Below are 24,067 nucleotides of genomic sequence, written 5' to 3' on the forward strand. Positions count from 1 at the left end.
CCCCCCCCCCCCCCCCCCCCCCCCCCCCCCCCCCCCCCCCCCCCCCCCCCCCCCGCCCCGGGCCCCCCCCCCCCCCCCCCCCCCCCCCCCCCCCCCCCCCCCCCCCCCCCCCGCCCGGCCCCCCCCCCCCCCCGGGGGGCCGCCCCCCCCATGCCCGGGAGCGATGGCCGACGACAAGGGCTTTCGTCGCCGGAAGCGACGGCGTAGCGTTCGCGCATGGCTACAGAAACGCGCAACCAGCCCGACGCCGTGCCGGAGTGGCAGATGGACCCCGACATCGTCCCGGCGCAGCAGCCGGAGCCCGAGTCGGTCGACGACGGCGACGAGGAGGACGGCCGGCTCTAGGCGCCCTCGCCCGCTCGCCCGTCCGGCAGCTCGGTCTCGTCCGGCACGCCGGTCGACTGCTCGAGCTCGGTCGCGTCCGCCCCGGCCTCTGTCTCATCCGGCTCGGTCTCATCGCCATGCCGCTCGTGCCCGTGCTCGGGGTCGTGCGCGGTGAGGTCGGCGGTGGTCATCTCGCGCTCTCCGGGGGCGAGGTCGCCGCGCTCCTGCGGATCGGTCATGGGGTCCTCCTTCGTCCTGAGTCACCGACGGTAGCCCGCGGCCCGGCGGGAATGAAGCGGCACATGCCCACCCGGGGTTGAGCCTCCGTCCAGCCTCGTGCGGCAGGGTGGGGCGCGTGGAGACCGTGGTGGATGTCGTGCTGCTGGTGCTCGCCGTCCTCGCGATCGTCGCCGGGTACAGCAGGGGCGCCATCCGCTCGGCCGGATCGCTCGTCGGCCTGGGCGCCGGCATCCTGCTCGGCCTGCTGCTGGCTCCGGTGGTGGTCGAGTGGATGGTCGCGGCCGGTCTCACCGGCGTGACGCAGCGCTCCATCGTCGCCGCGGTCGTCATCCTGGTCTGCGCCGCCGTCGTCTACTCGCTGACCGCCGCTGCCGCCTCCGTCATCGGCCGCGTGCTGCGGCACGGTCCGGTCCGCTGGCTCGACTCCGCCATCGGCGCCGTCTTCGGGCTGCTCACCTGGGCGGTCGTCGTGTGGCTGCTCGCCGGCTTCGCCGCCTCCACCAGCCTCGCGACCGTCGTGCAGGCGACCACCTCGTCGCGCGTGGTCGCCACGCTGAACAGCGTCGCGCCCGTCCCCTCCTCCACCGTCCTCGGCGCGATGGACGACGTGCTCGCGAGCGCCGGCCTGCCGAAGGTGTTCGAGAGCGGCGAGCAGATCAAGGCCGTGCAGCCGCCGGACGGCTCCGTGCCGCAGGCGGTGTCCGCCGCCGAGGACTCCACGGTCACCGTTCTCGCGTCGAAGCCGGCGTGCGGGGTCGACTCCGAGGGCAGCGGCTGGGTCGTCATGCGCGGCCGGGTCGTGACGAACGCGCACGTGGTGGCGGGCGCCTCCTCGATCGTCGTCCGCGAGTCGGGCTCGAACTCGGTGGAGCGCGCGACGCTGGTCGCGTTCGACCCCGAGCGCGACCTGGCCGTGCTCGACGTGACCGACCTCGACGCGGCTCCGCTCGACATCGGGAAGGACGCGGCCGCCGGCGACCAGACGTACGCGGTCGGCTACCCCGGCGACGGCCCGTTCACCATCAGCCCGCAGCGTGTGCGCGACCGGCTCACCGCCCGCGGGACCGACATCTACCAGAGCGGACTGGTCGACCGCGACATCTACTCGACGCGCGGATCGGTCCGGCCGGGCAATTCCGGCGGCCCGCTGCTCGACACCTCCGGCGACGTGGTGGGTGTCGTGTTCGCGCGGTCCTCCGTCGATCCGGACACCGGATACGCGCTGACCCTCGACGAGCTGCGGCCGGTGCTCTCGTCGGTCGGCTCGGCGCCGATCAGCTCCGGCGCCTGCACGGCCGGCTGACGACCGCGGTCTGCTGACAGATCCCCCGGCGCATGGTTGGCTTGAGGGCATGAAGGCTGTCACCTACTCGTCCACCGGCGGTTCCGACGTGCTCGTGCTCGGCGAGCGGGAGGAGCCGCACGCCGGTCCGGGCGAGGTGCGCGTGCGCATCCACGTCTCCGCGGTCAACCCGACGGACTGGAAGGCCCGCGCAGGCACGGGCCCGGCGCAGCTCCCGCGCCCGCAGGTGCCGAACCAGGACGGCGCCGGCGTCGTCGACGAGGTCGGCGAGGGCGTGACCTCCCTCGCGGTGGGCGACCGCGTGTGGGTGTGGGACGCCGCCTACCAGCGTCCGGACGGGACCGCCCAGGAGCTGATGGTGCTCCCGGAGGCGCAGGCCGTCCGCCTCCCCGACGACGCGAGCTTCGACCTGGGGGCCTCGCTCGGCATCCCCGCCCTCACGGCGCACCGGGCGCTCACGTCGTACGAGTACGCGCCGGCCGAGCTCGCGCCCGGTTCGCTCGATGGCCGGACCGTGCTGGTCGCGGGAGGCGCCGGCGCGGTCGGCCACGCCGCCATCCAGCTCGCGACCTGGGCAGGGGCGACGGTCATCGCCACCGTGAGCAGCCACGAGAAGGCGGAGCTCGCGCGGGCGGCGGGCGCGCACCACGTCGTGGACTACACCGACGGCGACACCGCGCGGGCCATCGGTGCGCTCGCCCCGCGCGGCGTCGACATCGTGGTGGAGGTCAACGTCATCGCCAACGCCGGGCTCGACGCGAAGGTGTGCGGCACGAACGCCACCATCGCGGTCTACGCCGACGCTCCCGGCTCGACCGAGGTCAGCATCCCGGTGCGGCCGAGCATGTCGAAGAACCTGCGCTGGCAGTTCCTGCTGACCTACACGACCACGCCCGAGACGAAGGCCGCCGCCGTGCGCTCGGTGTCGGCGGCCGTCGCCGCCGGCGCCCTGCCCGTCGGGGCCGAGCACGGGCTGCCGCTGACCCGCTTCCCGCTCGACCGCACCGCCGAGGCGCACGACGCGGTCGAGGCCGGGATCGTCGGCAAGGTGCTCATCGACGTGGCGTGACGCCGGCGAGGCGGGCCCGCCGCGCCTGCACCGTGAACGCCACCACGGCCGCCGCCGCGATCGCCGCGGAGTAGCCCAGTGCGGTGGGCAGCAGCCCGACCACCCCGATCAGCTCGCCGGCGGCGAGGGCCGGGACGCCGTACGCCAGGTAGCTGACCAGGAAGATCGCGGCGAACAGCTCTGCACGCTGATCGTTGGGCGCGAGCGGCGCCAGGATGCGCAGCATCGCCGAGAACCCGGCGCCGAATCCGCCGCCCGCGACCGTGGCCCCGACGAAGAGCAGCGGCAGCAGGCCGCTCGCGATGCCGGCGGCGGCGACCGCGACGCCGAGCACGATGGCGGCCATCGACCAGAGGATCAGCCGCCGCGCCTCGACGCGGGTCAGCACCAGCCCCGCGACAGCGCCGACCGCGGGCGGGACGGCGACGATCGCGCCGTTCAGCAGCCCGCTGTCGAGGTGGAACACCCCGTGCATGATCGACGGCGACAGCCCGATGAACAGCCCCGCGAGCAGCCAGGTCGCCACGAAGACGGGGATGGCGCCGACGAACTCGCGCCGCGCCTCCCGCGGCACGACCAGCCGCGGGATCAGCGAGCGCACGGCGCCGGGGCGACGCTCGACCGTCTCGGGTGCGAGCGCGACGACCGCTGCACCGAGGGCGAACAGCACGGCGAGCGTCACGAAGACGACGGTCGTCGGGCGCGCGGTGAACTGCACCGCGATCCCGGCGAGGAAGGCGCCGACGGCCAGTCCGCCCACCGGAGCGGTGCTGCCGATCGTCGCGCCCAGCTTCTTGCGGCTCTCGGGCGCCAGCTCGACGAGGGAGGCGGTGAAGGTGCTCATCGCGGCTCCGGTGGCGATGCCCTGCACCGACCGCGCCACGATGATCCAGCCGATGTCGCTCGCCGTCAGGAACAGGAGCATGGCGGCCGCCTGCAGCAGCAGCGCGCCGACGAGCACCGGCCGGCGCCCGATGTGGTCGGAGAGCGACCCCGCCACCAGCAGGGTCACGAGGAGGGTGACGGCGTAGATGGCGAACGCGACGGTCAGCAGCCACGACGCGAAGCCCCACTCCTGCTGGTACAGCACGAAGAGCGGGCTCGGGGCGCCGACGGCGAGGGCCACCGCGACGAAGGCGGCGGAGGTGCCGGCGAAGGCGGCGCCCGACGAGAGGCGGGGGCGGGCCGCGGGGTCGGCCAGAGCGGTCATGAGGGCTCCTTAAAGCAAATCTGATTGCGTTAAGGGCGACTATAGAACCCGTCCGGCACCAAAAGCAACGGTTTTTGCTTTAACATGATTCCCATGGACACAGAGACCACCCCGTCGAAGAGGACGGGCGGACGCAGTGCCGCGGTCATCCACAACGTGCGCAAGGCCGTCGAAGAACTCGTGCGCGAGAAGGGCAGCGACCGCGTCACCGTGCCGATGATCGCCGAGCGCGCCGGCGTGAACCCGACCAGCATCTACCGGCGTTGGGGAGACCTCCCGACCCTCATCAACGACATCGCGACCTACCGGCTCGACCCGGCCCGCAGCCTCCCCGAGCACGACGATCTGCGCGACGACCTCGTCAGCTGGGCGCGCGAACTGGTCGAGCACTACCGCAAGCCGGTCAACGCGGCCCTGCTGCGCGGGGGCGCCTCCGCCGCCGGCGAGCGTCAGTCCGACTGCCTGCGCGACCGCCGGACGGAGGCCGGGATGCTGCTCGCGCGGCACCCCGAGTCGACCATCACCGCCGACGAGATCATCGACGTCGTCATCGCGCCCATCATCTACCGGGTGATCTTCCTGCCCTGGACGCTCGACGACACGACCGCGGACGAGCTGATCGACCGGCTGCTCCGGTGACACCGGAGGAGCGCACCGCCTCCCGCTCCGGCTGGGCGGTCGGCATCGCGACCGCCGCGTACGGCATCTCGTTCGGAGCGCTGGCGACCGCCTCGGGGCTGGATGTGTGGCAGGCGTGCGTGCTCAGCCTCGTGATGTTCAGCGGCGGATCGCAGTTCGCGCTGATCGGCGTGCTCGCGTCGGGCGGCGTCGCTGCGGGAGGGACCGCCATCGCGAGCGCGGCCCTGCTCGGTGTGCGCAACTCCTTCTACGCGCTGCGCCTCTCGCGGGTCATCGGGCGCGGATTCTGGCGCCGCAGCGCCGCGGTCCAGCTGACGATCGACGAGTCGACCGCCGTCGCGACCGCGCAGACCGAGCCGCGGGCGCAGCGGATCGGCTTCTGGGTCACCGGCCTGGTGGTCTACATCGGCTGGAATCTGATGACGCTCGCCGGAGCACTGCTCGGCAACCTGATCGGCGACGTGCGCGCGTACGGCCTCGACGCCGCCGCGGCGGCCGCGTTCCTCGGTCTGCTCTGGCCGCGGCTGAAGGCGCGGCAGACCCAGGCGGTCGCGGTCGCGGCCGGCTTCGTCGCCACGCTGCTGACGCCGTTCCTCATGCCGGGCCTCCCGGTGCTGGCGGCGGCGGTCGTCGCGATCGTCGTCGGTGTGCTGGACCTGTTCGGGAGGCGCGACGACCCTCCGCATCCCGAGGCCATCCCGATGGAGCGGGAGGTGGAGCCGTGACCACCTGGCACATCATCCTGCTCGGCTCGATCGCCGTGCTCGCACTGAAGGCGGCCGGCTGGCTGGTGCCGCCGAAGGCGCTCGACCACCCCACGGTCGCCCGGGTCAGCGACCTGCTGACGGCGGCGCTGCTGGCGGCGCTGATCTGCGTGCAGACGTTCGGCGCCGGACAGGCGCTGGAGCTCGACGCGCGCCTTCCCGCGGTCGCGATCGCGGCCGGGCTCTACGCCCTGCGGGTGCCGTTCATCATCGTGGTCCCGGCCGCCGCGGTGGTGGCGGCACTGATCCGCCTGCTCACGTGACGCCCGCGAGTCGTGACATGAGCTCGCTTCTCGGCCGCTGAACCCGCATCCACTCACGACTCGCGGAGGTGTCGGCGGCGCTCCGTAGGGTTTCGACGTGAGCGCGAACTGGCACCCGGTGGCGAATGCGCAGCCCACCGAGTGGCTGCTGCGCCAGGGCGCGGCCGGCACGCCGTACGCCGTCGTCCGCCGCTTCGCGTTCGGCGACCCGAACCGGCCCGACGTCTGGTTCCGCGTCGTGACGTGGGCGCCCACCTCCGCCGGCCGTGAGCTCATCGGGTGGTGCCGGACACTGGAGGCCGCTGCCGCCGCCGGCTGGGATCACCGCTGCGCCGCGGAGTCGTGGCGGCACCACATGGCGGCGAGGCGGGCGGACCCCGCGGCGATGGCGAGCGCCCGCCCCTCCGCCGCAGAGCTCGTCCGCTTCTACCGCGCGGCATTGCGGCGCGGCCCCGGCGGCGGGAGCATGAAGCCAGCGGCGGAGGCCGGGACCCCCGCGACGAAGGGACGACGATGACGACGACCGAGACCACGACCAGCGCCGACGGCACCAGGATCGCGTTCGAGCGCAGCGGCGACGGGCGGGCCCTCGTCCTGCTCGGCGGCGCCTTCAACACGCGCGCCTCGGCAGCCGGGCTGGCACGCCTGCTGGCCGACGACTTCACGGTGGTCACGGTCGACCGGCGCGGACGCGGCGACAGCGACGACGCCGCCGCGGTGGAGGGTGCGGGCGGGCTCCGCCTGGCCGACACCTCCGACGCGGAGGCGGCGATCGCGCGCGAAGTCGCGGACGTCCGCGCCGTGATCGAGGCGATCGGCGGCACAGCCATGCTGTACGGCCACTCCTCCGGCGGCGCCCTCGCCTTGGAGACCGCGGCGGCCCTCCCGTACGACACCCGCGTCGCCGCGTACGAGCCGCCATACGCGCCGGACGGCGGCGGGCAGAACCCGACCCCCGCGAAGGTCGACGCGGCCCTCGCCGCGGGCGACCCGGACACGGCGGCTGCGCTGTTCCTCGCGAACGTCGGGATGGATGTCGACGCCGCCCGCGCGCAGCCCTGGTGGAACGGGATGGTGAGCCTCGCCCCGACGCTGCCGTACGACTTCGCGCTCACCGAGGGCGCGCCTCCGGAGCGGCTGGCGGAGGTCGGCGGTCCGGTGCTCCTCCTCGTCGGGGGCGCGAGCTCGCCGTGGATGGCGGCGGCCGTCTCGACGACGGCGGCCCGGCTGCCGCAGGTCGTCACGCACACCGTGCCCGGTCAGGGGCATGCGGTTCCGGACGAAGTTGTCGCGCCGCTGCTCCGAGAGTTCCTGCTCGGGCGCTGACGTGCCGCGCTCAGCGAGGCGCGGTCAGCGAGGCGCGCTCAGCGACCGCTCCGACACCTCCAGCAGGTCGTCGACGAGCGCGACGGCCCGGTCGTCGCCCTCGGCGATCGCGCCGATCAGCTCATCGACGCGCTCACGGCTCAGGAGGCCGGCACCGGCCGGGTCGAGCGCCAGATAGCGGAGCATCCGGAGCTGGACCGCCTCGACCGTCTCGGCCAGGACCTGGTTCTCGAGCCGGTCGAGCAGGATCGACAGGCCGGTGCGGAAGGCCCCGACCGGTTCGGTCTCTCCGCGTTGCAGCCGCGCGGCCAGCACCTGGAGCCGGACCTCGTCGTCGGCTCCCGGCCGGTGGATGCCCTGCCGGATCGCGTCCGGGTACAGCCGGCGGAGCACGGCGACGGCCCCCACCACCTCCGCCCCGACGAGCGGGGCGACGATCGTGTAGCGGTTGGGAGCGGTCTGCACGAGGCCGACCGACACGAGCCGGCTGAGCGCCTCGCGCACCGGGGTGCGCGAGACCCCGAGCCAGGCGGTGAGCTCGGCGTCCTTCAACCGCTCCCCCGGCCGGAAGGCGCCGTTGAGGATGTGGTCGAGCAGCAGCTCGTACACGTCGTTGCGGAGCAGCCGGCGGTCGGCGGCGACCACGGCCCTCGCGGCGAGCGACAGCGCGCCGGGCCCGGTCTGGACGGAGTCGATGGTCATGCGCAGTCCTTCGTGCGGGCGGAGGCAGGCATCCCGCGAAATGGGGGTGAAGTGTGTGATATTCAAGCAGTTTAGCGTGAGGTATCCTGGCTGGACAACAGCCAGGAGGAGACTGCCCATGCCCATGCCCACCGACCACGTCGCGCGCGTCTCGCTCTCGCAGGAGGCCTACGTCCGCATCGAGGCCGCCATCATGGAGGGGACCCTGGAGCCCGGCGAGCGCCTGCGGGATCCCGAACTCGCCGAATGGCTCGGCATCTCGCGCACGCCCATCCGGCACGCCCTGGACCGTCTCATGGAGCAGGGCCTGGTCGAGATGGAGCGCAACCGCTACACCCGCGTCGCGCCGCTCGACGTCGACGGCATCATCGACGCGCTGCAGGTGGCCGGCGACCTCTGGGGCGGCGCCGCCCTGCGCGGTTACGCCGTGTGGGAGGCCGACGACGACGCGCTCGTGGCCGAGATCGTGGAGTCGCTGCTCGACGCCGCGCGACAGGACGACATCGTCCGGTACGTCACGGTCTTCCAGCACCTCGTGGTGACCTTCGCGCAGATCGAGGGCAACTCGGTCCGGCAGCGCGCGCTCAGCAACGTCATCCCGCAGCTGCGGCGGGTGGGCCGCAAGCTGAAGGGGCGTGTCGACGTCGAACGGCTGGAGGCCTTCACCGCCGAGCTGCTCGACCACGCGCGCGCCCGCGACGGCCGCGCGACCATCACCCTGATCGACGATTTCATCGCCCGGCTCAGCGAGCGGCTGCGCCAGCTCTGATCGGTGACCGCCGCACAAAACAGACCGTCCGGTACGAGTTGGCACGGTCACCGGAATCCGTGACAGCCCCGATGCAGCACCCCGCGCTCCTCGCCTAGCCTGGCGAGAGCTTCGGCCCATTGGGGGATCCGATCGGGGGATTCGGATCGGGGGAAGCACGAAGGCCGGACCCGTCAGGGTCCGGCCTTCGCGTCGTTCGGGCCCGTGGGGGCCGAGAGCGGCTGACTACTTGGTGAGCGGCTCCAGGGTCGGGTCGTTGGCGTACGCCTCGGCCGCGTTCTCCTTGGTCACGATGACCGGCGGGAGGAGGAACGACGGGACGACCTTCTTGCCGTTGTCGTACGACTTGTCGTCGTTGATCTCCGGCTTGTCGCCCTTCTGGAGAGCCTTGACCATCTCGATCGCCTGCTTCACCAGGTTGCGGGTGTCCTTGTTGATGGTCGAGTACTGCTCGCCCGCCATGATGGACTTGACCGACTCGGCCTCCGAGTCCTGACCGGTGACGATCGGGACCGGCTTGCCTGCGCCCTTCACCGAGGTGATGATGGCGCGGGCCAGGGTGTCGTTCGGCGACAGGACGCCGTCGAGCTCGGTGGAGCCGTAGTTGGCGGCGAGCAGGTTGTCCATGCGGGTCTGCGCGTTCGCCGGCAGCCAGCCCTGGGTGGCGGTCTGCTTGATGTCGGTCTGGCCCGAGACGACCTTGAGGGTGCCGTCGTCGATCTTCGGCTGGAGGACCTTCATCGCACCGTTGAAGAAGACGGCCGAGTTGGCGTCGTCCGGCGAACCGGAGAACAGCTCGATGTTGAAGTTCTTCTTGTCCGGGAACTTGGCCTTCATGCCGTCGAGGAGGGCCTGGCCCTGCAGCTCGCCGACCTTCTCGTTGTCGTACGCGACGTAGTAGTCGACGTCGTTGGTGTTGAGGATCAGACGGTCGTAGGCGATGACCGTGGCGCCCGCGTCGTGGGCCGCCTTGGCCTGCGCGGCGAGCTGGCCGCCGTCGACGGCGCCGATGATGACGACCTTGGCGCCGTTGGTGATCATCGACTGGATCTGCGACTGCTGGTCGGCGACTGCGCCAGAGGCACCGGCGTACTGGACGTCGCCCTTGAAGCCGGCGTCCTTCAGGCCGTTGGTGAAGAGGTCACCGGCGAGCACCCAGTTCTCCGACGTCTTGGTCGGGAGGGCGACGCCGATCGTGGCGCCCTTGTCGAAGCCCGCAGCGGTCGAGTCACCGCTGGAGCCACGGCCACCGCCGGAGCAGCCCGTGAGGGTGAGCGCGGCGGCAGCTGCGACGGCCACTGTCGCGAGTGCGATTTTGCGCATTGCAATCTACTTTCTGTGTGTTGGATGGTGCAGGAATCGGGTGTAACGGAGAAAAGACTCAGGAGGTCAGCGAGCGCGAGGAGTCCTCGGCGGGCTCGCCGGTCGGCACGACCGACGGCTGCTCCTCGCCCGCGGCGTCGGCGCGCTGGCCCTTGTCGCGGTTGAACATCCTGCCGATCAGCGACGGGCCGCCGCGGCGCTTGGAGTAGACGTCCACACCGACGGCGATGAGGAGGACGAGGCCCTTGATGATCTGGACCTTGTCGCTGGTGACGCCGAGCAGCTGCAGGCCGTTGTTCAGGACCGCGATGACCAGACCACCGATGATGGAGCCGGCGACGGTTCCGATGCCGCCGGAGACGGCGGCGCCACCGATGAAGACTGCGGCGATGGCGTCGAGCTCCCAGTTGAGGCCGTCCTGCGGACCGGACGAGACCGAGCGGGCGACGGCGATCATGCCGGCCAGCGCGGCGAGCACCGACATGTTCATCATCACGAAGAAGTTGATCCGGCGGATCTTGACGCCCGACAGCTCCGCGGCGTGCGAGTTGCCGCCGACCGCGTAGATGTGGCGGCCGAAGATCGTGTTGCGGGTGATGAACGAGTACAGGATGACCAGGACGCCGAGGATGATGCCCGCGACCGGGAACGAGGTGCCGACGCGGCCGCTCGCGAACAGCATCGTGAAGTACAGCACGATGGCGTCGAGGATGACGACCTTGAACACGCTCACCCAGAGCGGCGCCTTCTCGGAGCCCATCTTGGTCTGCTTCTGGCGGGTCCGGATCTCGAGCCACGTGATGACGACCGCGATGATGATGCCGAGCAGCAGGGTGGAGTTGTTGTAGCCGGTGTTCGGGCCCCACTCGGGCAGGAAGCCGCCGCCGATGTACGTGAAGCCGTCCGGCACCGGGATGGTGTTCGCGTTGCCGATCAACTGGTTGAGGCCGCGGAAGATGAGCATGCCGGCCAGGGTGACGATGAACGCCGGGACGCCGACGTAGGCGACCCACCAGCCCTGCCAGGCGCCGATGAGGACACCGATGATGAGGCCGAGCACGATCGCGAGCGGCCAGGGGAGGTTCCAGTCGGTCATCGACTTGGCGACGATGATGCCGACCACCGCGGCGACCGAGCCGACCGACAGGTCGATGTGGCCGGCGATGATGACCATCACCATGCCGATCGCCAGAACGAGGACGTACACGTTCTGGTTGACCAGGTTGATGAGGTTCACCGGCTCGAGGGTCTTGCCGCCCGTGAGGATCTCGAACAGGACGACGATGACGACGAGGGCGCCCAGGATGCCGAACTGGCGGCCCGTGGACTGCCCGCCGCCGAACATCTTGCCGAGGTCGCGGATGCCTCCGGACTTCTTCTTCTCAGCGATCTGTGTGGTCATGATTACTGGGTCACCCTCTTCTTTGCGGAAGTCATGCTCTTCAGGAGTGTCTCGGGGGTCGCCTCCGAGATGGGCAGCTCATTGGTGATCTGCCCCTCGAAGATCGTGTAGATGCGGTCGGAGATGCCGAGCAGCTCAGGCAGCTCGGACGAGATCACGATCACGCCCTTGCCCTGCGCGGCCAGGGCCTGGATGATGCCGTAGATCTCGAACTTGGCACCCACGTCGATGCCGCGGGTCGGCTCGTCGAGGATCAGCAGGTCGGGGTCGGTGAACATCCACTTCGCCAGCACGACCTTCTGCTGGTTGCCGCCGGAGAGCGTGGAGACGCCGCGGTCGACGTCGGGCGTGCGGATGCGCAGCTTCTGCCGGTACTCGTCGGCGACCGCGTACTCCTGCAGGTCGTCGACGACGCCGCGCTTCGCGATCTTCTTGAGCTTGGCGGCGACGATCGACTGCTTGATGTCGTCGAGGAGGTTGAGACCGAGCACCTTGCGGTCCTCGCTCACGTAGGCCATGCCGTTGTCGATGGCCTCGGAGACGTTGCGGACCTGGATCTCCTTGCCGTCCTTGTAGATCTCGCCGGAGACCCAGGTGCCGTACGAGCGGCCGAAGACGCTCATCGCGAGCTCGGTGCGGCCGGCGCCCATGAGGCCCGCGAAGCCGACGATCTCGCCGCGGCGGACGGTGAAGCTGGAGTTCTTGACGACCAGGCGCTCCGGGATCTGCGGGTGCTGCACGACCCAGTTGCGGACCTCGAAGAAGGTCTCGCCGATGTGGGGCGTGCGCTCCGGGAAGCGGCTCTCGAGCGTGCGGCCGACCATGCCGCGGATGATGCGGTCCTCATCGACGCCGTCGGCCTGCACGTTGAGCGTCTCGATGGCGCGGCCGTCGCGGATGATCGTGATCTCGTCGGCCACCTGCTCGATCTCGTTGAGCTTGTGGCTGATGATGATGGAGCTGACGCCCTTGTGCTTGAGGCCGACGATGAGGTCGAGCAGGTGCTGCGACTCCGCCTCGTTGAGGGCGGCGGTCGGCTCGTCGAGGATGAGCAGCTTGACGTTCTTGTTGAGCGCCTTGGCGATCTCGACCAGCTGCTGCTTGCCGACGCCGATGTTCTTGATCTGGGTGTCGGGGTCGTCGCTGAGGCCGACGCGCGCGAGCAGCTCGACGGCGCGCACCTTGGCGTCCTGCCAGTCGATGATGCCGCCGCGGCCGGGCTCGTTGCCGAGGAAGATGTTCTCGGTGATCGAGAGCTCGGGGATGAGCGCGAGCTCTTGATGGATGATGACGATGCCCTGCGACTCGCTGGACTTGATGTCCTTGAAGCGCATGACCTCGCCCTGGTAGACGATGTCACCGCTGTAGGTGCCGTACGGGTACACACCCGACAGCACCTTCATCAGGGTGGACTTCCCCGCGCCGTTCTCGCCGCAGATCGCGTGGATCTCGTTGGCGTGCACGGTGAGGGAGACATCCTCGAGCGCCTTCACCCCGGGGAACTCCTTGGTGATCGCGCGCATCTGAAGGATGACTGCGTTCGACGACATCGTCGCTCCTTGCGTCGTTGCTCTGTCTCTGTTGCTTGTGCCTAAGTAGTAAACGCTATGTTTCGTCTTGGCGTCAAATAGTGAAGACAACAATGCGGTAACGGCCTCGGCGTGTGCACACGATACTCCCTCGACCGCCCGGCACGCGCGGGGGCGGAAAGAGGTTATTCCGCGTCGGCGAGCGCGTTCTGGATGACCAGCGCGGCGGCCCCGAGCGACTCCGCCCGCTCGTCCAGCGACGAGACGTTCACGGTGGTGGTCGCGGCCACGATCGGGATGGCGTTGTGCTGCAGTCCGCGGCGGATCGGCTCGAGCAGAGCCTCCCCCAGACCGACCAGCGGACCCCCGATGATGACCAGCTCGGGATTGATGACGTTCGCGATGTTGCCGATGGCCTGGCCGATCGCCGCGCCCGCGTCGCCGATCACGCGCAGGGCGGCCGGGTCGCGGTCCCGGCCGCGGCGGAGCAGGTCGGCGGTCGACGCCGGCCCGTGCGTGCTGCGGCTCAGCGACTCCAGCATGACGGAGGTGGAGGCGACGGTCTCGAGGCAGCCGCGGTTGCCGCAGCGGCAGATCACGCCCTGGTCGACGACGGGCGTGTGGCCCAGCTCGCCGGTGACGCCGAGGTACCCGTAGTAGGGCTGGCCGTTGAGGATGAGGCCGGCGCCGATCCCGGAGCCGATCTTGACGAAGATGATGTTCCTGGCACCGCGATTGGCACCCCAGGTCACCTCGGCGAGCGCGCCCAGGTTGGCGTCGTTGTCGATGACGACCGGGAAGCGGAAGGCGTTCTCGAGGTCGCGCAGGTTCACGCCGACCCACTCGGGGAGGATGGCGCCCTGCAGCACGGTGCCCGTCCTCCTGTCGATGGGGCCAGGGATGCCGATGCCGACCGCCAGCACCGACTCGCGGTCGTAGCCGCCGTCGGCGAGCATGCGGTCGAGCAGTGCGGAGGCCTCGGCGAGCGCACCGGGGACGTCGTAGCCGAGCGGGAGGGCGAGCGCCTCCTCCGCCAGCACCTGGTAACCGAGGGTGGAGAGCACGATCCGCACGTGGCGGCGCCCGAAGTCGGCGCCGACGGCGATGTCGCCGGTGTCGGCGAGCTGCACGAGCAGGGCGCGGCGGCCGCTGGAGGTGACCGGAGAGGTGGAGACGACGCCCTTCGCGGCCATGTCCCGCACGATGTTCGAGACGGTGGCGGTGGACAGGCCCGTGCCGCGCGCCAGCTCAGCCTGGGTCGACGGACCGTTGGCGAGGAGGAACTCGACGAGCCGCTCCTGGTTCAGGTGCCTGAGCGCACCCTGCGACCCCGGATTGCGAGCGCCACGAGCGAGGAGCCCCGGAGTGGCGGTCATGACCACAAGCGTGAGGGATGGCCGCCTTGTAGTCAAGCTGTGAACGTAACACCGATGGGGGACGACCGTTCGGTGCACGCCTCACGCCGGCCGGGTGCTGCGAGAATGGCGGCATGCCCATCCTGAACAAGGACATGCAGGTCTGCATCTCGCTCGCCGCCCGTCCCAGCAACATCGGCACCCGCTTCCACAACTTCCTGTACGACGAGCTCGGGCTCAACTTCATGTACAAGGCGTTCACCACCGACGATCTGGAGGGCGCCGTGCGCGGCATCCGGGCGCTCGGCATCCGGGGGTGCTCGGTCTCCATGCCGTTCAAGGAGGCGATCATCCCGCTGGTGGACAGCCTGGAGCCGTCCGCCGCCGCCATCGAGTCCGTGAACACGGTGGTCAACGAGGACGGGTTCCTCACCGCCTCCAACACCGACTACGAGGCCGTCGCGATGCTGCTCGGCCAGCACCGGGTGGACACCGGCCAGCGCGTGCTGCTGCGCGGTTCGGGCGGGATGGCGAAGGCCGTCGTCGCCGCCTTCCGCGGCGTCGGCTTCGAGAACCTCACGATCGTCGCGCGCAATGCGGAGGCCGGCCCGGCCCTGGCGGAGCGCTACGGCTACGGCTGGGTCGCCGAGGAGGACGCGGCCGGCTACGACATGGTGGTCAACGTCACCCCGCTCGGGATGCGCGGCGCCGACGAGCAGGCGCTCGCGTTCACGCCGGAGCAGATCGAGGCCGCGACGACGGTGTTCGACGTCGTCGCCTTCCCCTCCGAGACGCCGCTCGTCGCTGCCGGCCGCGCGGCGGGCAAGGCCCTGATCACCGGGGCCGAGGTCATCGCCCTCCAGGCCGCGCGCCAGTTCGAGCGCTACACCGGCGTCTCCCTCACGCCCGAGCAGGTCGCCAGGGCCTCGGAGTTCTCGCGCGCGGAGTGACCGCGGAGTAGCCTGACGCCACGACCGAAGGAGCGCGGGACATGGGAATCGGCAGCGGCATCTTCCTCTTCGTCGTCGGGTTGATCCTGGCCTTCGCCCTGAACGTGGAGGTGAGCTGGATCGATCTGAAGCTCACGGGGTACATCCTGATGGGTGCCGGCCTCGTCGTCTTCGTCATCTCGCTCGTCTTCGCGCTGCGCAGGCGCTCGACGACGGTCACCCGTCGCGACACGATCGACCCCGCCACCGGCGAGCGCATCGAGCAGCGGCGGACCGATGACTACTGAGACCCCGCCGGCCCCGGCCGCGGCCCCGGCCGCAGACCTGCTGGCGCTCGAGAACCAGGTGTGCTTCGGTCTAGCGGTCGCCGCGCGAAGCGTCATCGCGCTGTACCGGCCCGTGCTCGAGCCGCTCGGGCTGACGCACCCGCAGTACCTCGTGATGCTGGCGCTGTGGGAGCGCGAGCCGCGGTCGGTGAAGGACCTCAGCGACGCCCTCCAGCTCGAGCCGGCCACCCTCTCGCCGCTGCTCAAGCGACTGGAGGCGACGGGGTACATCGAGCGCAAGCGCAGCACCGCCGACGAGCGGGCGCTGGAGGTGCGGCTCACCGCCGCCGGACGCGCGCTGCGGGCGGAGGCCGAGACCATCCCGCCCCGGATCGTCGAGCGGCTCGGCCTGCCGTTGGACGAACTCGAGGGCCTGCGCGGCAGCCTCCACGCGATCATCGCCGCGGCCGTGCGCGCCTCCTGATCCTCCCTCGCGCCTCCTGACTGCGCGCCCGGATCATACCGGGGGATGACCGGCGGACGACCTGCGGCTGATGCCGCGCGCCCGCCGCCCCGGTTGACTGGGTCATGCCCGGCCGGGGGGCCGGGCGCGGGGGAAGGAAGAGAAGATGACGACACTGGACCAGCGCCTCACGGCGCAGCGCATCACCACGGACCGGGCGCGGGGGACGCTCGCCGCGGTCGCGCAGAACGCCTATCTCCGGCTGTTCCTGATCCTCGTCGTCGTCGCGGCCGGCGCTGCGGCGCTCACGGTCGGGATCGGCCTCGTGCTCGACATGGTCGTGCCGCTGATCTTCGGCTCGGAGCTGCACGCGCTGGCCGCGCTCTTCCCCGGCCTCGGCCGCTGACAGTACAGTGCGGCCCATGGGCCGCCTCGTGTTCTCCGCCATCTGCTCGCTCGACGGCTACATCAACGACGCGAGCGGCGCCTTCGACTGGGCGGCGCCCTCGGCGGAGGTGCACGCGCACGTCAACGCCGAGGAGCGCTCGATCGGGACGTACCTCTACGGCCTCCGCATGTACGAGGTCATGCGCGCCTGGCAGGACCTGCCACGACCGGGCGATCCGGAGGTGATGGCCGAGTACGCGTGGATCTGGCGCGACGCCGACAAGATCGTGTACTCGGGGACCCACCCCGAGATCACGACGCCGCGAACGCGGCTTGAGTCGGCCTTCCACGCGGACGAGGTGCGGCGGCTGGTGGACCGCAGCCCCGGCGACGTGTCGATCGGCGGCCCGACCCTGGCGGCGCACGCGTTCGCCGCGGGACTCGTGGAGGAGGTGCAGCTGTACCTCGTGCCGGTGTCGGTCGGCGGCGGCACGCCGGCCCTCCCCCGCGACACGCTGCAGCGCTACGACCTGCGGGAGCAGCGGGGCTTCGAGGACGGGACCGTGTTCCTGCGCTACGGCGTCAGAGCTGCAGAGTGACGCTCGGGAGGTCGAGCGCGCGCTCGAGGTCCTGCAGCGAGACGCCGTGCTCGCCCAGGATCGCGACCGGGTAGAAGAAGGAGTCGAGCCCGGACGGGGCGACGGGCGCGCCGATCCCGTCGGCCTCGAACGGCAGCGGATGGCCGGAGGTGCGGGTCACCAGGTCGCCGTCGTCACCGAGCTCCAGCGACACCGTGCGGGTCGGCATCCCGCGTTCGAGGAACGACCACGACATCGCGGGCAGCCGCACGTCGATCATGGCGCGGTACACGTCCCGGTGCTCGCTCAGGAGGGCCGACGCCCCTCCGACGGTCTCGCTCGCGCCGTGCAGCAGCATCCACCCGTTCATCGGCACGGTGAGCACGAGCAGCCCGGCCCCCTCGCCCAGGTGCGGGTTCTCGCACCACGAGAACTGCTCGTCGAGGATGTCGGCCTCGAGCTCGGCCGCGAGCGCCCGCGCGGGCATGGCGGGCAGGAAGACCCAGCTGCCGCCCCCGAACACCTCGAACAGCGCGTCGCTCAGCGCCGGGACTCCGTCGGACACGGCACGAGTCTAGGACCGGCGGCGGCGCCCACGCAGGAGGAGAGCGACGCTGCCGGCGACGATCGCCGCCGCGGCCAGCGCACCGGTGCCGAGCCACCTGCCCGCCGCCGTGCTCCCGGTGGCGGCGAGCGGGTCGGCGGCCGGGTCGCCGCTCGGGCCTCCGGCGCCCGAAGCGAGGTCGGTCGCGGGCTGCGTCGGTGACGTGGTCGGGGCTGGGACGGCCGTGGTCGGGGTCGTGGTCGGCGTCGGGGTCGCGGTCACGCTGGGGGTCGGGGACGGGGTCGGCGTCGCGCTCGGCGGGAGAGTCGGCGTCAGCGTCGGAGTGGGCGTCGGCGTGGTGCCGTCGTCGTAGGTGCACGTGACGGTGGTCCCGAACGGGAAGCTGTGCACCTCGCGCGGGGTGGCCCCTCCGGTCGCCGGTACGCCGTGGATGAAGCCGGCCGCGATGACGTTGCCCTCGATGTTCTGCGTGACCTGCCAGTTGACGGCGGCGTCCGGCGCATAGATCGTGCCCTCGAGGCTGTCGCCCCCGGTGACGGTGACCGACGTCGCGTCGGGGAAGTTCCAGAGCAGGAAGAACGCCTGCGCGCCGGCGATGCCGGGCTGGTTCGGGAAGCTTCCGGTGAAGCTCGGCCCGGTGACGTTGACGACGAGCGGGGTGGAGGCGGTCGGCGGGGTGTCGAAGACGAGCTCCCCGAGGGCCTCGAGGTCGGTCGCGGAGATGGTGAGCACGTTGGTGACGCCGCCGGCGAGCGAGATGTGGGCCCGCGCTCCCGGCGCGATCGGCGAGCCGATCGGATCGCCCTGGTCGTCCGTCAGCGTCACGGTCACCGGGCACAGCGCGAGCTGCGCCGAGAGGTCGCGGTAGGCGGCGAAGGCGCCGTCGATGTCGACGAGATCCGTGCCGACCGGGGCGGCGACCTGCGCCGGGGTCTCTGTGGTGGTGCCCTCGATCCGCGGGACGCCGCCGTACGCGCCGCCGGGCGCCACGATGTTGTAGTTGACGAGCGCGTCGTTCTGATCGCGGTCGAGCGCGGTGTACGTGCCGGTGTCGCCGATCTTCGCGTAGCCGCCGTTCAGGACGCGGAGCACGTTGGTCGGACCGGTGCTGAAGTCGACGCCTCCGCGCACGTACAGGTAGGTCGGGGCCGCGTCTCCGGGAGCGGTGAAGGGCGGAGGGAACCCGGCTCCCGCCGCGACGTTGTAGCTCGACGCGAACCGCAGGTCGCCGCCGGCGGCGACCGTGCCCTCCACCTCGTCGGCGTTGAGGGCGACATCCCCCTCGACGAAGATCGTGAAGTCGCTGTTGGCCGGATGGCCGGACACCGGGATCCGCACCGGATTGACCGGCCCCACCACGACGGGCGCCGCGTATGCCGCCGTGAGCATATTCATCACAGCCGCCCCGAAGAGGATCGTCGCGCCCGCGCCCAGCACCGCCGTCCAGCGCGCCCGGCGCTTCGTCCCCGCCCCCATGCATCAGGACTACTCCCGTGGGCGGCGAAGGGGAAGGGATGGCAGGCGAGAAGGCGGCGCCGGTCCCCCACGGAACCGGCGCCGCCCTCCTCCCGCCGGACGGCGGTTCGCCGCTAGGGCCGCGCGGGGCCCGAGCCGGCTCCGGTCCGCTCGATCGCGGCGGCGACCTCGGCGTAGTCGTCGGCCGTCAGCGCGACCGCGCCCGCCTCCGCCCAGCCGGCGACCTGGTCCGGACGGCGGGCGCCCACGATCGCGGCGGTCACACCGGGGAAGCCGAGCGTCCAGGCGATGGCCGCGTGCGGGACCGGCACGCCGTGCCGGCCGGCGACCGCCGCGAGGGCGTCCGCCACCGCGAGGTTGCGCTCCAGGTGCTCGTGGAAGTCGGGGTGGCGCGCCCGCCAGTCGTCCTCCGGGAGGGCCGCGACGCGCTCGGCGGTCATCGTGCCGGTGAGCAGGCCCGACTGCATCGGGCTGTACACGATGACGCCCGTCCCGTGGGCGTCGCACCACGGGATCACGTCGCCGGCGGCGTCGCGGTAGATCGCCGAGAACGGCGGCTGCAGGCTGTCGACGTGCCCGATCGCCTCCGCGCGCTCCAGCTCGTCGACGTCGTGGTTCGAGAGGCCGATCGCGCGGACCTTGCCGGCCGTGCGCAGGTCGACCAGCGCCGACCAGTACTCCTCGAGCGGGGTGCCGTCCTCCGCCGGCCAGTGCATCTGGTACAGGTCGATGGACTCGACGCCCAGGCGGCGCAGCGAGTCGTCGACCTCCCGGCGCAGGCTGACCGGGTCGCCGACCTTGCGCTCGCCCGCCTCGAGCTCCTGGCCCTCCGACCAGACCAGGCCGCCCTTGGTGAAGACGAGCGGACGCTCGGCCTCGGACAGCTGGGCGACGGCGCGGCCGACGATCAGCTCGGAGTGGCCGCGGCCGTACACGGCGGCGGTGTCGATCCAGTTCACCCCCGCCTCCACGGCGGCGAGGATGGTGCGCACGGAGTCGTCGTCGTCCTGCGCGCCCCAGCCGTACGACCAGGCGGGGCCGCCGATGGCGAAGGCGCCGAGGCCGACGGTCGTGATGTCCCAGCCGGTGGTGCCGAGCGGGCGGGTGGTGAGCTGCGTCGACGCAGCGGTCATGTGCGGGGTCCTTTCGAGATGAGGGTGAGGAAGTGGGCGGCTCTGTCGCGGACGGCGTCCCGGCCGGGGCCGAGGTACTTCCGCGGGTCGACCAGCGCCGGGGCGGCGGCGAGCGCCTCCCGGATCGCGCCGGTCATGGCCGCGTTGAGCTGGGTGGAGACGTTGACCTTGGTGATGCCGGCCGCGACGGCGGCAGCGATGGTGTCGTCGGGCACGCCGGACGAGCCGTGCAGCACGAGCGGAACCGGCACGGCTTCCTTGATCGCGTCGAGCAGCGGCAGGTCGAGCGTCGCCGTGCGGTCGACCATCGCGTGCGACGAGCCGATCGCGACGGCCAGCCCGTCGACGCCGGTATCGCGCACGAAGGCGGCCGCCTCCGCGGCGTCGGTGCGGGCGCCGCTGACGTGCGCGCCCTTGCCGCCGACCTCGCCGAGCTCGGCCTCCACCCACGCGCCGTGGGCGTGACCCCAGGCGGCGGCCTCGGCGGTCAGGGCGAGATTGCGGTCGTACGGCTCGGCGGAGGCGTCGATCATGAACGAGCCGAACCCCTCCTCCACCGCCTCGCGGCACAGGGCGAACCCGGTCGCATGGTCGAGGTGGAGGGCCACCGGTGCGGTCGAGCGGGAGGCGAGCGAGCGGAGGGCCGCGGCGATCGTCGCAACGTCGTCGCCGTGGTACCGCAGCGCGTTCTCGCTGACCTGCAGGATCACCGGGCGGCCCACCTGCTCGGCCGCCGCGACGATGCCCTGCGCGTGCTCCAGCTGGATGACGTTGAGCGCGGCGATGCCCGTGCCGGCCGCGCGTGCGGAGGCGACGAGGTCGGCGGTGGCGGCGAGCGTCATGCGGCCACCTCCGCTCCGCGCCCGGCGGCGAGCAGCGCCGCGCCGACACCGGCCAGCTCGGGCGTCTGCACGAACTCCAGCGGCACACGCGCGCGCTCCTCGCGCAGCCGGCGCCACAGGGCGAAGGCGGCCGGCGCTCCCCCGGCCCGCATGCGCTCCGGCGTCGTCTGCGCGACGGCGGCGAGGCGGTCGGTGAGGGCGGCGGCCGATTCGGCCTGGTGTGCGAGCTCGGTCAGCAGGGAGGCGGCGAGCGCGTCGTCCGCGGCCCCCGCCTCCATGCGGGCGTACAGAGCAGGGAGGTCGTCGGACGTGGCGCCCGCGGCCTCCAGCAGGTCGGCGACCCGGCGGCCGGAGGGCTGGGCCGCGTGCACGTACCGGTGCACGCCGTCGACGAAGAAGCCGACCTCGACGCCTTCGTCCTCGCGCGCGGCGAGCGTCTCCCACGGCTCGGCGGTGAGCAGCAGCTGCGACTCCGACGTTCCGACAGACACGAAGACGTCGCCGGTCGCGCGCGTTCCCGCGGCGAAGGCGGCGCAGAGGTGGTCGTGGCCGCCCGCGGCGACGCGGATCCCTGCGGGCAGGCCCGTCAGCGCTGCGGCCGCCTGCGACAGCCTCCCGAGCTCCTCGCCGCTGTGGACGAGTGCGGGCGGGGTGAGCCGCCCCGCCCCGGTCGCTGCCAGGGCCTCGGCGCTCCATGCGACCGCGTCGCGCGACAGCATGCCCGTTCGGGAGGCGTGCGAGAGGTCCATCGCCGGGTCGGTGCTGTCCGTGAGGCGCTGAAGGAGGTGGCTGCCGAGGTCCGTGAACGACACCGCTCGGTCGAGCACCACGTCGTCCGCGGCGGCGAGCGCGCGCAGGGCGTACCAGCCTGCGAGCCGGTGCGGCGGCGCCAGGGGGTCGGCGGAGCCCGGCTGCTCGACGTACCAGCACGGCACAGGTCCCGTGGCCTGGCCGTTCGCGTCGAGGTAGACGAGCTCCTCCCCGACGGAGGCGAGCGAGACGCCGCCGACCTCGTCGAGCGGGGACTGCGCGCCGACGTCGCGGATGAGCCCCACGAGTGCGTCGAGCACCGCGACGGGGTCGCGTCGGTCGCGTCCGCCGCCGGAACGGTCGCGGACGACCGGGGTGGGCGCGGAGGCCGTCGCGAGCGCGCGCCCGTCCGGACCGACCAGCACGGCCTTGGTGCGGGTGGTGCCGACGTCGAGACCGAGGAACGCTCCCCCGCTCATCCTGTCACCACCGCCGGAGCCGCCTCCGGGAGCACCCGCACCTGCGCGGCGATGCCGTCGAGGTCGGCGCCCGGCTGCAGCCCGGGCTCCAGCTGGGCCGCATTGAGGACACCCCCGGCCGTGCCGTAGCGCAGCGCGGTCTCCAGCCCCTCGCCGTCGGCGATCGCGGCGGCGAAGCAGCCGAGGAACGTGTCGCCGGAACCGGTCGCGTTGACCACGTCGGTCGGCGGCACCGTCACGCGCCAGCAGGCGCCGGCGACGGCGACGATGAAGGCAGCGCCTCCCATCGTCACGATGACGACGCTGCTGCCGCGGTCGAGCTGCGCGAGCATCCGCTCGGCGATCGCGTCGTCCGCGGCCGCCGCGTCCAGCCCGTTCGCCGCGGCGAACTCGCTGCGGTTGCACTTGACGGCCCACGGCGCGGCGGCGAGCGCGGCCCGCAGCGGCTCGCCGCTCGCGTCGACCACGCAGTACGCGCCGGTCGCGGTGGCGTGGTCGGCGAGCTCCGCATAGAGGGAGGGACCGATGGAGGGCGGGAGGCTGCCCGTGCAGACCAGCAGGTCGCCGGGCGACACGGCCTCCAGCAGGGCAGCGCGGAACGCCGCCTCCTCCTCCGCCGTGATCTGCGGGCCCGCCTCGTTGATGACGGTCGACCGGCCGGTCGCGCGCTCCACGATCACGGGCGTGATGCGGGTGGAGTCGGCGATCGCGGTGTGCCGGTCGTCGATGCCCAGCTCGACGCAGGCGTCGGCCACCAGCGTGCCCACCGGGCCGCCGAGGAAGCCGTACATGCTCACGTCCACCTCCCGTCGGCGGATCGTGCGCGACACGATGAACGACTTGCCTCCGGCGCGGACGGTGACGCTGGAGGCGCGGTGCACCTGGCCGGGGACGAGCTCGTCCACGACCTCCAGCCGGTCCATCGCCGGGTTCGGTCCGACGACCACGACACGACCGGTCGCCGCCTGCGGCCACAGCTGCGGCTCCGGGATGCTGCCGCGCTCCGGGATGCGCCCGTTCAATCGAGCACCTCCGCCAGGAACGCCTTCAGCCGGTCCGACTGCGGCGAGCCGAACAGCCGGTCGGGCGCCCCCTCCTCCACGATCACGCCGCCGTCCATGAAGATGACGCGGTCGGCGACCTGCCGGGCGAAGCCCATCTCGTGCGTGACGACGACCATGGTCATGCCGCCCTGGGCGAGCTGCGTCATGATGTTCAGCACGCCCTTCACGAGCTCGGGGTCGAGCGCGCTGGTGACCTCGTCGAACAGCATGACCTCGGGGTTCATGGCCAGCGCGCGGGCGATCGCGACGCGCTGCTGCTGGCCGCCGGACAGGCTGATCGGGCGCGCCGACGCCTTGTGCGCCAGCCCGACCTCCGTCAGCCGCTCGGTGGCGATGCGCCGCGCCTCCTGACGCGACACCCGCCCGACCCGCTCGAGCGCGATGGTGACGTTGCGTTCCACGGTCATGTGCGGGAAGAGGTTGAAGCTCTGGAACACCATCCCGACCCGCCGCCGCACCTCGTTGATGTCGGTGCGCTTGGCGGTCAGGTCGGTGCCGCCGACGACCACGCGGCCGGCGGTCGGCGCCTCCAGCAGGTTGAGGCTGCGCAGGAGGGTCGACTTGCCGGAGCCGGACGGCCCGATGATGCATACCACCTCGCCGGGCTCGATGGTCAGGTCGATGCCCTTCAGCACCTCGTTGTGCCCGTAGCTCTTGCGCAGGCCGGTGACCGAGACGGCCGAGCCGGTCGTGGCGGGCGCGGTGACGGCGCTCATGCGTTGCTCCTCTGCGGGTCGTGGGCGGGGTGGTCGGCGCTCGCGAGGTCGTGCGCGCCCGGGGCGGCCGCGGCCGGCGCCGGGTTGGCGCCGGGGGTCGGGGCCCGCGGCGTTCCGGGCGCGCCGGGCGCGTGCGGCCCCGCCCCCGCGCCCCGCCCCGTGGCGGTGCGGCGGCGGCGG

Annotated in this window: 28 protein-coding genes and 1 pseudogene; 14 read left to right on the plus strand and 15 right to left on the minus strand. The window is 72.1% G+C overall.

Annotated features, from left to right (window positions below; genetic code table 11):
* The first annotated feature begins 216 nt into the window (after positions 1-216).
* Positions 217-345, plus strand: coding sequence for a hypothetical protein (locus ACR9ZG_RS09130; protein ID WP_481284512.1), 129 nt, complete (start codon positions 217-219; stop codon positions 343-345).
* On the opposite strand, the gene ACR9ZG_RS09135 is transcribed toward ACR9ZG_RS09130, so the two are convergent.
* Complete coding sequence (locus ACR9ZG_RS09135; RefSeq protein WP_481284513.1) at positions 342-563, minus strand: hypothetical protein; 222 nt, start codon at positions 561-563, stop codon at positions 342-344. The genes ACR9ZG_RS09130 and ACR9ZG_RS09135 overlap by 4 nt on opposite strands.
* A gap of 116 nt (positions 564-679) precedes the next feature.
* Here ACR9ZG_RS09135 and ACR9ZG_RS09140 point away from each other — a divergent pair, with 116 nt between their 5' ends.
* Both ACR9ZG_RS09140 and ACR9ZG_RS09145 read left to right on the plus strand, forming a co-directional pair.
* Entirely contained in the window at positions 680-1,867 is a 1,188-nt protein-coding gene (locus ACR9ZG_RS09140) for a MarP family serine protease (RefSeq protein ID WP_481284514.1), read from the plus strand.
* Between the two features lie 49 nt (positions 1,868-1,916).
* A complete protein-coding gene (locus ACR9ZG_RS09145) occupies positions 1,917-2,936 on the plus strand; it encodes an NADPH:quinone reductase (protein ID WP_481284515.1) in 1,020 nt (339 codons plus the stop codon).
* Here the strand turns inward: ACR9ZG_RS09145 and ACR9ZG_RS09150 are convergent.
* A complete protein-coding gene (locus ACR9ZG_RS09150; protein ID WP_481284516.1) occupies positions 2,920-4,146 on the minus strand; it encodes an MFS transporter in 1,227 nt (408 codons plus the stop codon). The genes ACR9ZG_RS09145 and ACR9ZG_RS09150 overlap by 17 nt on opposite strands.
* Positions 4,147-4,239: 93 nt before the next feature.
* Here ACR9ZG_RS09150 and ACR9ZG_RS09155 point away from each other — a divergent pair, with 93 nt between their 5' ends.
* The 5 genes from ACR9ZG_RS09155 to ACR9ZG_RS09175 all read left to right on the plus strand — a co-directional run bounded on the left by ACR9ZG_RS09155 (position 4,240) and on the right by ACR9ZG_RS09175 (position 7,138).
* Positions 4,240-4,785, plus strand: coding sequence for a TetR/AcrR family transcriptional regulator (locus ACR9ZG_RS09155; RefSeq protein ID WP_481284517.1), 546 nt, complete (start codon positions 4,240-4,242; stop codon positions 4,783-4,785).
* Entirely contained in the window at positions 4,782-5,510 is a 729-nt protein-coding gene (locus ACR9ZG_RS09160; RefSeq protein ID WP_481284518.1) for an AzlC family ABC transporter permease, read from the plus strand. Before ACR9ZG_RS09155 ends, ACR9ZG_RS09160 begins: the two co-directional genes overlap by 4 nt.
* Positions 5,507-5,812 carry an AzlD domain-containing protein gene (locus tag ACR9ZG_RS09165; RefSeq protein WP_481284519.1) on the plus strand — a complete coding sequence of 102 codons (306 nt, stop codon included), beginning with the start codon at positions 5,507-5,509 and terminating at the stop codon, positions 5,810-5,812. The genes ACR9ZG_RS09160 and ACR9ZG_RS09165 overlap by 4 nt, the downstream gene beginning before the upstream one ends.
* Positions 5,813-5,909: 97 nt before the next feature.
* On the plus strand, positions 5,910-6,329 hold the full coding sequence (locus tag ACR9ZG_RS09170) for a hypothetical protein (protein WP_481284520.1): 420 nt from the start codon (positions 5,910-5,912) through the stop codon (positions 6,327-6,329).
* On the plus strand, positions 6,326-7,138 hold the full coding sequence (locus ACR9ZG_RS09175) for an alpha/beta fold hydrolase (protein WP_481284521.1): 813 nt from the start codon (positions 6,326-6,328) through the stop codon (positions 7,136-7,138). Before ACR9ZG_RS09170 ends, ACR9ZG_RS09175 begins: the two co-directional genes overlap by 4 nt.
* Positions 7,139-7,162: 24 nt before the next feature.
* On the opposite strand, the gene ACR9ZG_RS09180 is transcribed toward ACR9ZG_RS09175, so the two are convergent.
* The gene (locus ACR9ZG_RS09180; RefSeq protein WP_481284522.1) at positions 7,163-7,840 is read right to left on the minus strand and encodes a GntR family transcriptional regulator; all 678 of its coding nucleotides are present in this window, start codon (positions 7,838-7,840) and stop codon (positions 7,163-7,165) included.
* 118 nt (positions 7,841-7,958) lie between these two features.
* On the opposite strand from ACR9ZG_RS09180, the gene ACR9ZG_RS09185 reads away from it, so the two are divergent.
* Positions 7,959-8,609, plus strand: coding sequence for a GntR family transcriptional regulator (locus ACR9ZG_RS09185; RefSeq protein WP_481284523.1), 651 nt, complete (start codon positions 7,959-7,961; stop codon positions 8,607-8,609).
* A 225-nt stretch (positions 8,610-8,834) separates the two neighbouring features.
* On the opposite strand, the gene ACR9ZG_RS09190 is transcribed toward ACR9ZG_RS09185, so the two are convergent.
* From ACR9ZG_RS09190 to ACR9ZG_RS09205, 4 genes are all read right to left on the minus strand, one after another.
* Positions 8,835-9,932, minus strand: a complete 1,098-nt coding sequence (locus tag ACR9ZG_RS09190) for a substrate-binding domain-containing protein (RefSeq protein ID WP_481284524.1) — start codon at positions 9,930-9,932, stop codon at positions 8,835-8,837.
* A 58-nt stretch (positions 9,933-9,990) separates the two neighbouring features.
* Positions 9,991-11,334, minus strand: a complete 1,344-nt coding sequence (gene mmsB, locus ACR9ZG_RS09195; protein WP_481284525.1) for a multiple monosaccharide ABC transporter permease — start codon at positions 11,332-11,334, stop codon at positions 9,991-9,993.
* Positions 11,335-11,336: 2 nt separating this feature from the next.
* On the minus strand, positions 11,337-12,884 hold the full coding sequence (gene mmsA, locus ACR9ZG_RS09200) for a multiple monosaccharide ABC transporter ATP-binding protein (protein ID WP_481284526.1): 1,548 nt from the start codon (positions 12,882-12,884) through the stop codon (positions 11,337-11,339).
* Between the two features lie 164 nt (positions 12,885-13,048).
* The gene (locus ACR9ZG_RS09205; RefSeq protein WP_481284527.1) at positions 13,049-14,239 is read right to left on the minus strand and encodes an ROK family transcriptional regulator; all 1,191 of its coding nucleotides are present in this window, start codon (positions 14,237-14,239) and stop codon (positions 13,049-13,051) included.
* Between the two features lie 113 nt (positions 14,240-14,352).
* Here ACR9ZG_RS09205 and ACR9ZG_RS09210 point away from each other — a divergent pair, with 113 nt between their 5' ends.
* From ACR9ZG_RS09210 to ACR9ZG_RS09230, 5 genes are all read left to right on the plus strand, one after another.
* On the plus strand, positions 14,353-15,168 hold the full coding sequence (locus tag ACR9ZG_RS09210; RefSeq protein WP_481284528.1) for a shikimate 5-dehydrogenase: 816 nt from the start codon (positions 14,353-14,355) through the stop codon (positions 15,166-15,168).
* Positions 15,169-15,209: 41 nt separating this feature from the next.
* Positions 15,210-15,455: a DUF6458 family protein gene (locus ACR9ZG_RS09215; protein WP_481284529.1), complete on the plus strand. Its 246-nt coding sequence runs from the start codon at positions 15,210-15,212 to the stop codon at positions 15,453-15,455.
* Positions 15,445-15,918 (plus strand): MarR family winged helix-turn-helix transcriptional regulator, encoded by a 474-nt coding sequence (locus tag ACR9ZG_RS09220; protein ID WP_481284530.1) that lies wholly within the window; start codon positions 15,445-15,447, stop codon positions 15,916-15,918. Before ACR9ZG_RS09215 ends, ACR9ZG_RS09220 begins: the two co-directional genes overlap by 11 nt.
* Positions 15,919-16,063: 145 nt before the next feature.
* A complete protein-coding gene (locus tag ACR9ZG_RS09225) occupies positions 16,064-16,303 on the plus strand; it encodes a hypothetical protein (RefSeq protein WP_481284531.1) in 240 nt (79 codons plus the stop codon).
* Positions 16,304-16,319: 16 nt separating this feature from the next.
* The gene (locus ACR9ZG_RS09230) at positions 16,320-16,883 is read left to right on the plus strand and encodes a dihydrofolate reductase family protein (RefSeq protein ID WP_481284532.1); all 564 of its coding nucleotides are present in this window, start codon (positions 16,320-16,322) and stop codon (positions 16,881-16,883) included.
* Here the strand turns inward: ACR9ZG_RS09230 and ACR9ZG_RS09235 are convergent.
* From ACR9ZG_RS09235 to ACR9ZG_RS09270, 8 genes and pseudogenes are all read right to left on the minus strand, one after another.
* The gene (locus tag ACR9ZG_RS09235) at positions 16,867-17,427 is read right to left on the minus strand and encodes a hypothetical protein (RefSeq protein WP_481284533.1); all 561 of its coding nucleotides are present in this window, start codon (positions 17,425-17,427) and stop codon (positions 16,867-16,869) included. The two genes, ACR9ZG_RS09230 and ACR9ZG_RS09235, sit on opposite strands and share 17 nt — an antisense overlap.
* Before the next feature lie 9 nt (positions 17,428-17,436).
* Positions 17,437-18,903 (minus strand): collagen-binding domain-containing protein, encoded by a 1,467-nt coding sequence (locus ACR9ZG_RS09240; RefSeq protein ID WP_481284534.1) that lies wholly within the window; start codon positions 18,901-18,903, stop codon positions 17,437-17,439.
* 113 nt (positions 18,904-19,016) lie between these two features.
* A complete protein-coding gene (locus tag ACR9ZG_RS09245; RefSeq protein ID WP_481284535.1) occupies positions 19,017-20,036 on the minus strand; it encodes an aldo/keto reductase in 1,020 nt (339 codons plus the stop codon).
* Positions 20,033-20,878, minus strand: coding sequence for a class II fructose-bisphosphate aldolase (locus ACR9ZG_RS09250; protein WP_481284536.1), 846 nt, complete (start codon positions 20,876-20,878; stop codon positions 20,033-20,035). The genes ACR9ZG_RS09245 and ACR9ZG_RS09250 overlap by 4 nt, the downstream gene beginning before the upstream one ends.
* The gene (locus ACR9ZG_RS09255; protein WP_481284537.1) at positions 20,875-22,107 is read right to left on the minus strand and encodes an FGGY family carbohydrate kinase; all 1,233 of its coding nucleotides are present in this window, start codon (positions 22,105-22,107) and stop codon (positions 20,875-20,877) included. Before ACR9ZG_RS09255 ends, ACR9ZG_RS09250 begins: the two co-directional genes overlap by 4 nt.
* On the minus strand, positions 22,104-23,129 hold the full coding sequence (locus ACR9ZG_RS09260; RefSeq protein WP_481284538.1) for a 1-phosphofructokinase family hexose kinase: 1,026 nt from the start codon (positions 23,127-23,129) through the stop codon (positions 22,104-22,106). Before ACR9ZG_RS09260 ends, ACR9ZG_RS09255 begins: the two co-directional genes overlap by 4 nt.
* Positions 23,126-23,887: an amino acid ABC transporter ATP-binding protein gene (locus ACR9ZG_RS09265; protein ID WP_481284539.1), complete on the minus strand. Its 762-nt coding sequence runs from the start codon at positions 23,885-23,887 to the stop codon at positions 23,126-23,128. The genes ACR9ZG_RS09260 and ACR9ZG_RS09265 overlap by 4 nt, the downstream gene beginning before the upstream one ends.
* Positions 23,884-24,067, minus strand: a pseudogene (locus ACR9ZG_RS09270) (hypothetical protein); the annotation flags it as partial. The gene ACR9ZG_RS09265 and the pseudogene ACR9ZG_RS09270, both read right to left, overlap by 4 nt.

This window comes from Leifsonia sp. KNZ12-8B, assembly GCF_056755495.1.

Excerpts from the sequence above, each read along its gene's own strand:
- ACR9ZG_RS09185 (WP_481284523.1), top strand. The coding sequence starts at position 7,959 with ATGCCCATGCCCACCGACCACGTCGCGCGCGTCTCGCTCTCGCAGGAG.
- mmsA (WP_481284526.1), bottom strand. The coding sequence starts at position 12,884 with ATGTCGTCGAACGCAGTCATCCTTCAGATGCGCGCGATCACCAAGGAG.
- ACR9ZG_RS09130 (WP_481284512.1), top strand. The coding sequence starts at position 217 with ATGGCTACAGAAACGCGCAACCAGCCCGACGCCGTGCCGGAGTGGCAG.
- ACR9ZG_RS09250 (WP_481284536.1), bottom strand. The coding sequence starts at position 20,878 with ATGACGCTCGCCGCCACCGCCGACCTCGTCGCCTCCGCACGCGCGGCC.
- ACR9ZG_RS09245 (WP_481284535.1), bottom strand. The coding sequence starts at position 20,036 with ATGACCGCTGCGTCGACGCAGCTCACCACCCGCCCGCTCGGCACCACC.
- ACR9ZG_RS09145 (WP_481284515.1), top strand. The coding sequence starts at position 1,917 with ATGAAGGCTGTCACCTACTCGTCCACCGGCGGTTCCGACGTGCTCGTG.
- ACR9ZG_RS09175 (WP_481284521.1), top strand. The coding sequence starts at position 6,326 with ATGACGACGACCGAGACCACGACCAGCGCCGACGGCACCAGGATCGCG.
- ACR9ZG_RS09265 (WP_481284539.1), bottom strand. The coding sequence starts at position 23,887 with ATGAGCGCCGTCACCGCGCCCGCCACGACCGGCTCGGCCGTCTCGGTC.
- ACR9ZG_RS09215 (WP_481284529.1), top strand. The coding sequence starts at position 15,210 with ATGGGAATCGGCAGCGGCATCTTCCTCTTCGTCGTCGGGTTGATCCTG.
- ACR9ZG_RS09180 (WP_481284522.1), bottom strand. The coding sequence starts at position 7,840 with ATGACCATCGACTCCGTCCAGACCGGGCCCGGCGCGCTGTCGCTCGCC.
- ACR9ZG_RS09135 (WP_481284513.1), bottom strand. The coding sequence starts at position 563 with ATGACCGATCCGCAGGAGCGCGGCGACCTCGCCCCCGGAGAGCGCGAG.
- ACR9ZG_RS09225 (WP_481284531.1), top strand. The coding sequence starts at position 16,064 with ATGACGACACTGGACCAGCGCCTCACGGCGCAGCGCATCACCACGGAC.
- mmsB (WP_481284525.1), bottom strand. The coding sequence starts at position 11,334 with ATGACCACACAGATCGCTGAGAAGAAGAAGTCCGGAGGCATCCGCGAC.
- ACR9ZG_RS09155 (WP_481284517.1), top strand. The coding sequence starts at position 4,240 with ATGGACACAGAGACCACCCCGTCGAAGAGGACGGGCGGACGCAGTGCC.
- ACR9ZG_RS09150 (WP_481284516.1), bottom strand. The coding sequence starts at position 4,146 with ATGACCGCTCTGGCCGACCCCGCGGCCCGCCCCCGCCTCTCGTCGGGC.
- ACR9ZG_RS09190 (WP_481284524.1), bottom strand. The coding sequence starts at position 9,932 with ATGCGCAAAATCGCACTCGCGACAGTGGCCGTCGCAGCTGCCGCCGCG.
- ACR9ZG_RS09220 (WP_481284530.1), top strand. The coding sequence starts at position 15,445 with ATGACTACTGAGACCCCGCCGGCCCCGGCCGCGGCCCCGGCCGCAGAC.
- ACR9ZG_RS09255 (WP_481284537.1), bottom strand. The coding sequence starts at position 22,107 with ATGAGCGGGGGAGCGTTCCTCGGTCTCGACGTCGGCACCACCCGCACC.
- ACR9ZG_RS09205 (WP_481284527.1), bottom strand. The coding sequence starts at position 14,239 with ATGACCGCCACTCCGGGGCTCCTCGCTCGTGGCGCTCGCAATCCGGGG.
- ACR9ZG_RS09230 (WP_481284532.1), top strand. The coding sequence starts at position 16,320 with ATGGGCCGCCTCGTGTTCTCCGCCATCTGCTCGCTCGACGGCTACATC.
- ACR9ZG_RS09240 (WP_481284534.1), bottom strand. The coding sequence starts at position 18,903 with ATGGGGGCGGGGACGAAGCGCCGGGCGCGCTGGACGGCGGTGCTGGGC.
- ACR9ZG_RS09210 (WP_481284528.1), top strand. The coding sequence starts at position 14,353 with ATGCCCATCCTGAACAAGGACATGCAGGTCTGCATCTCGCTCGCCGCC.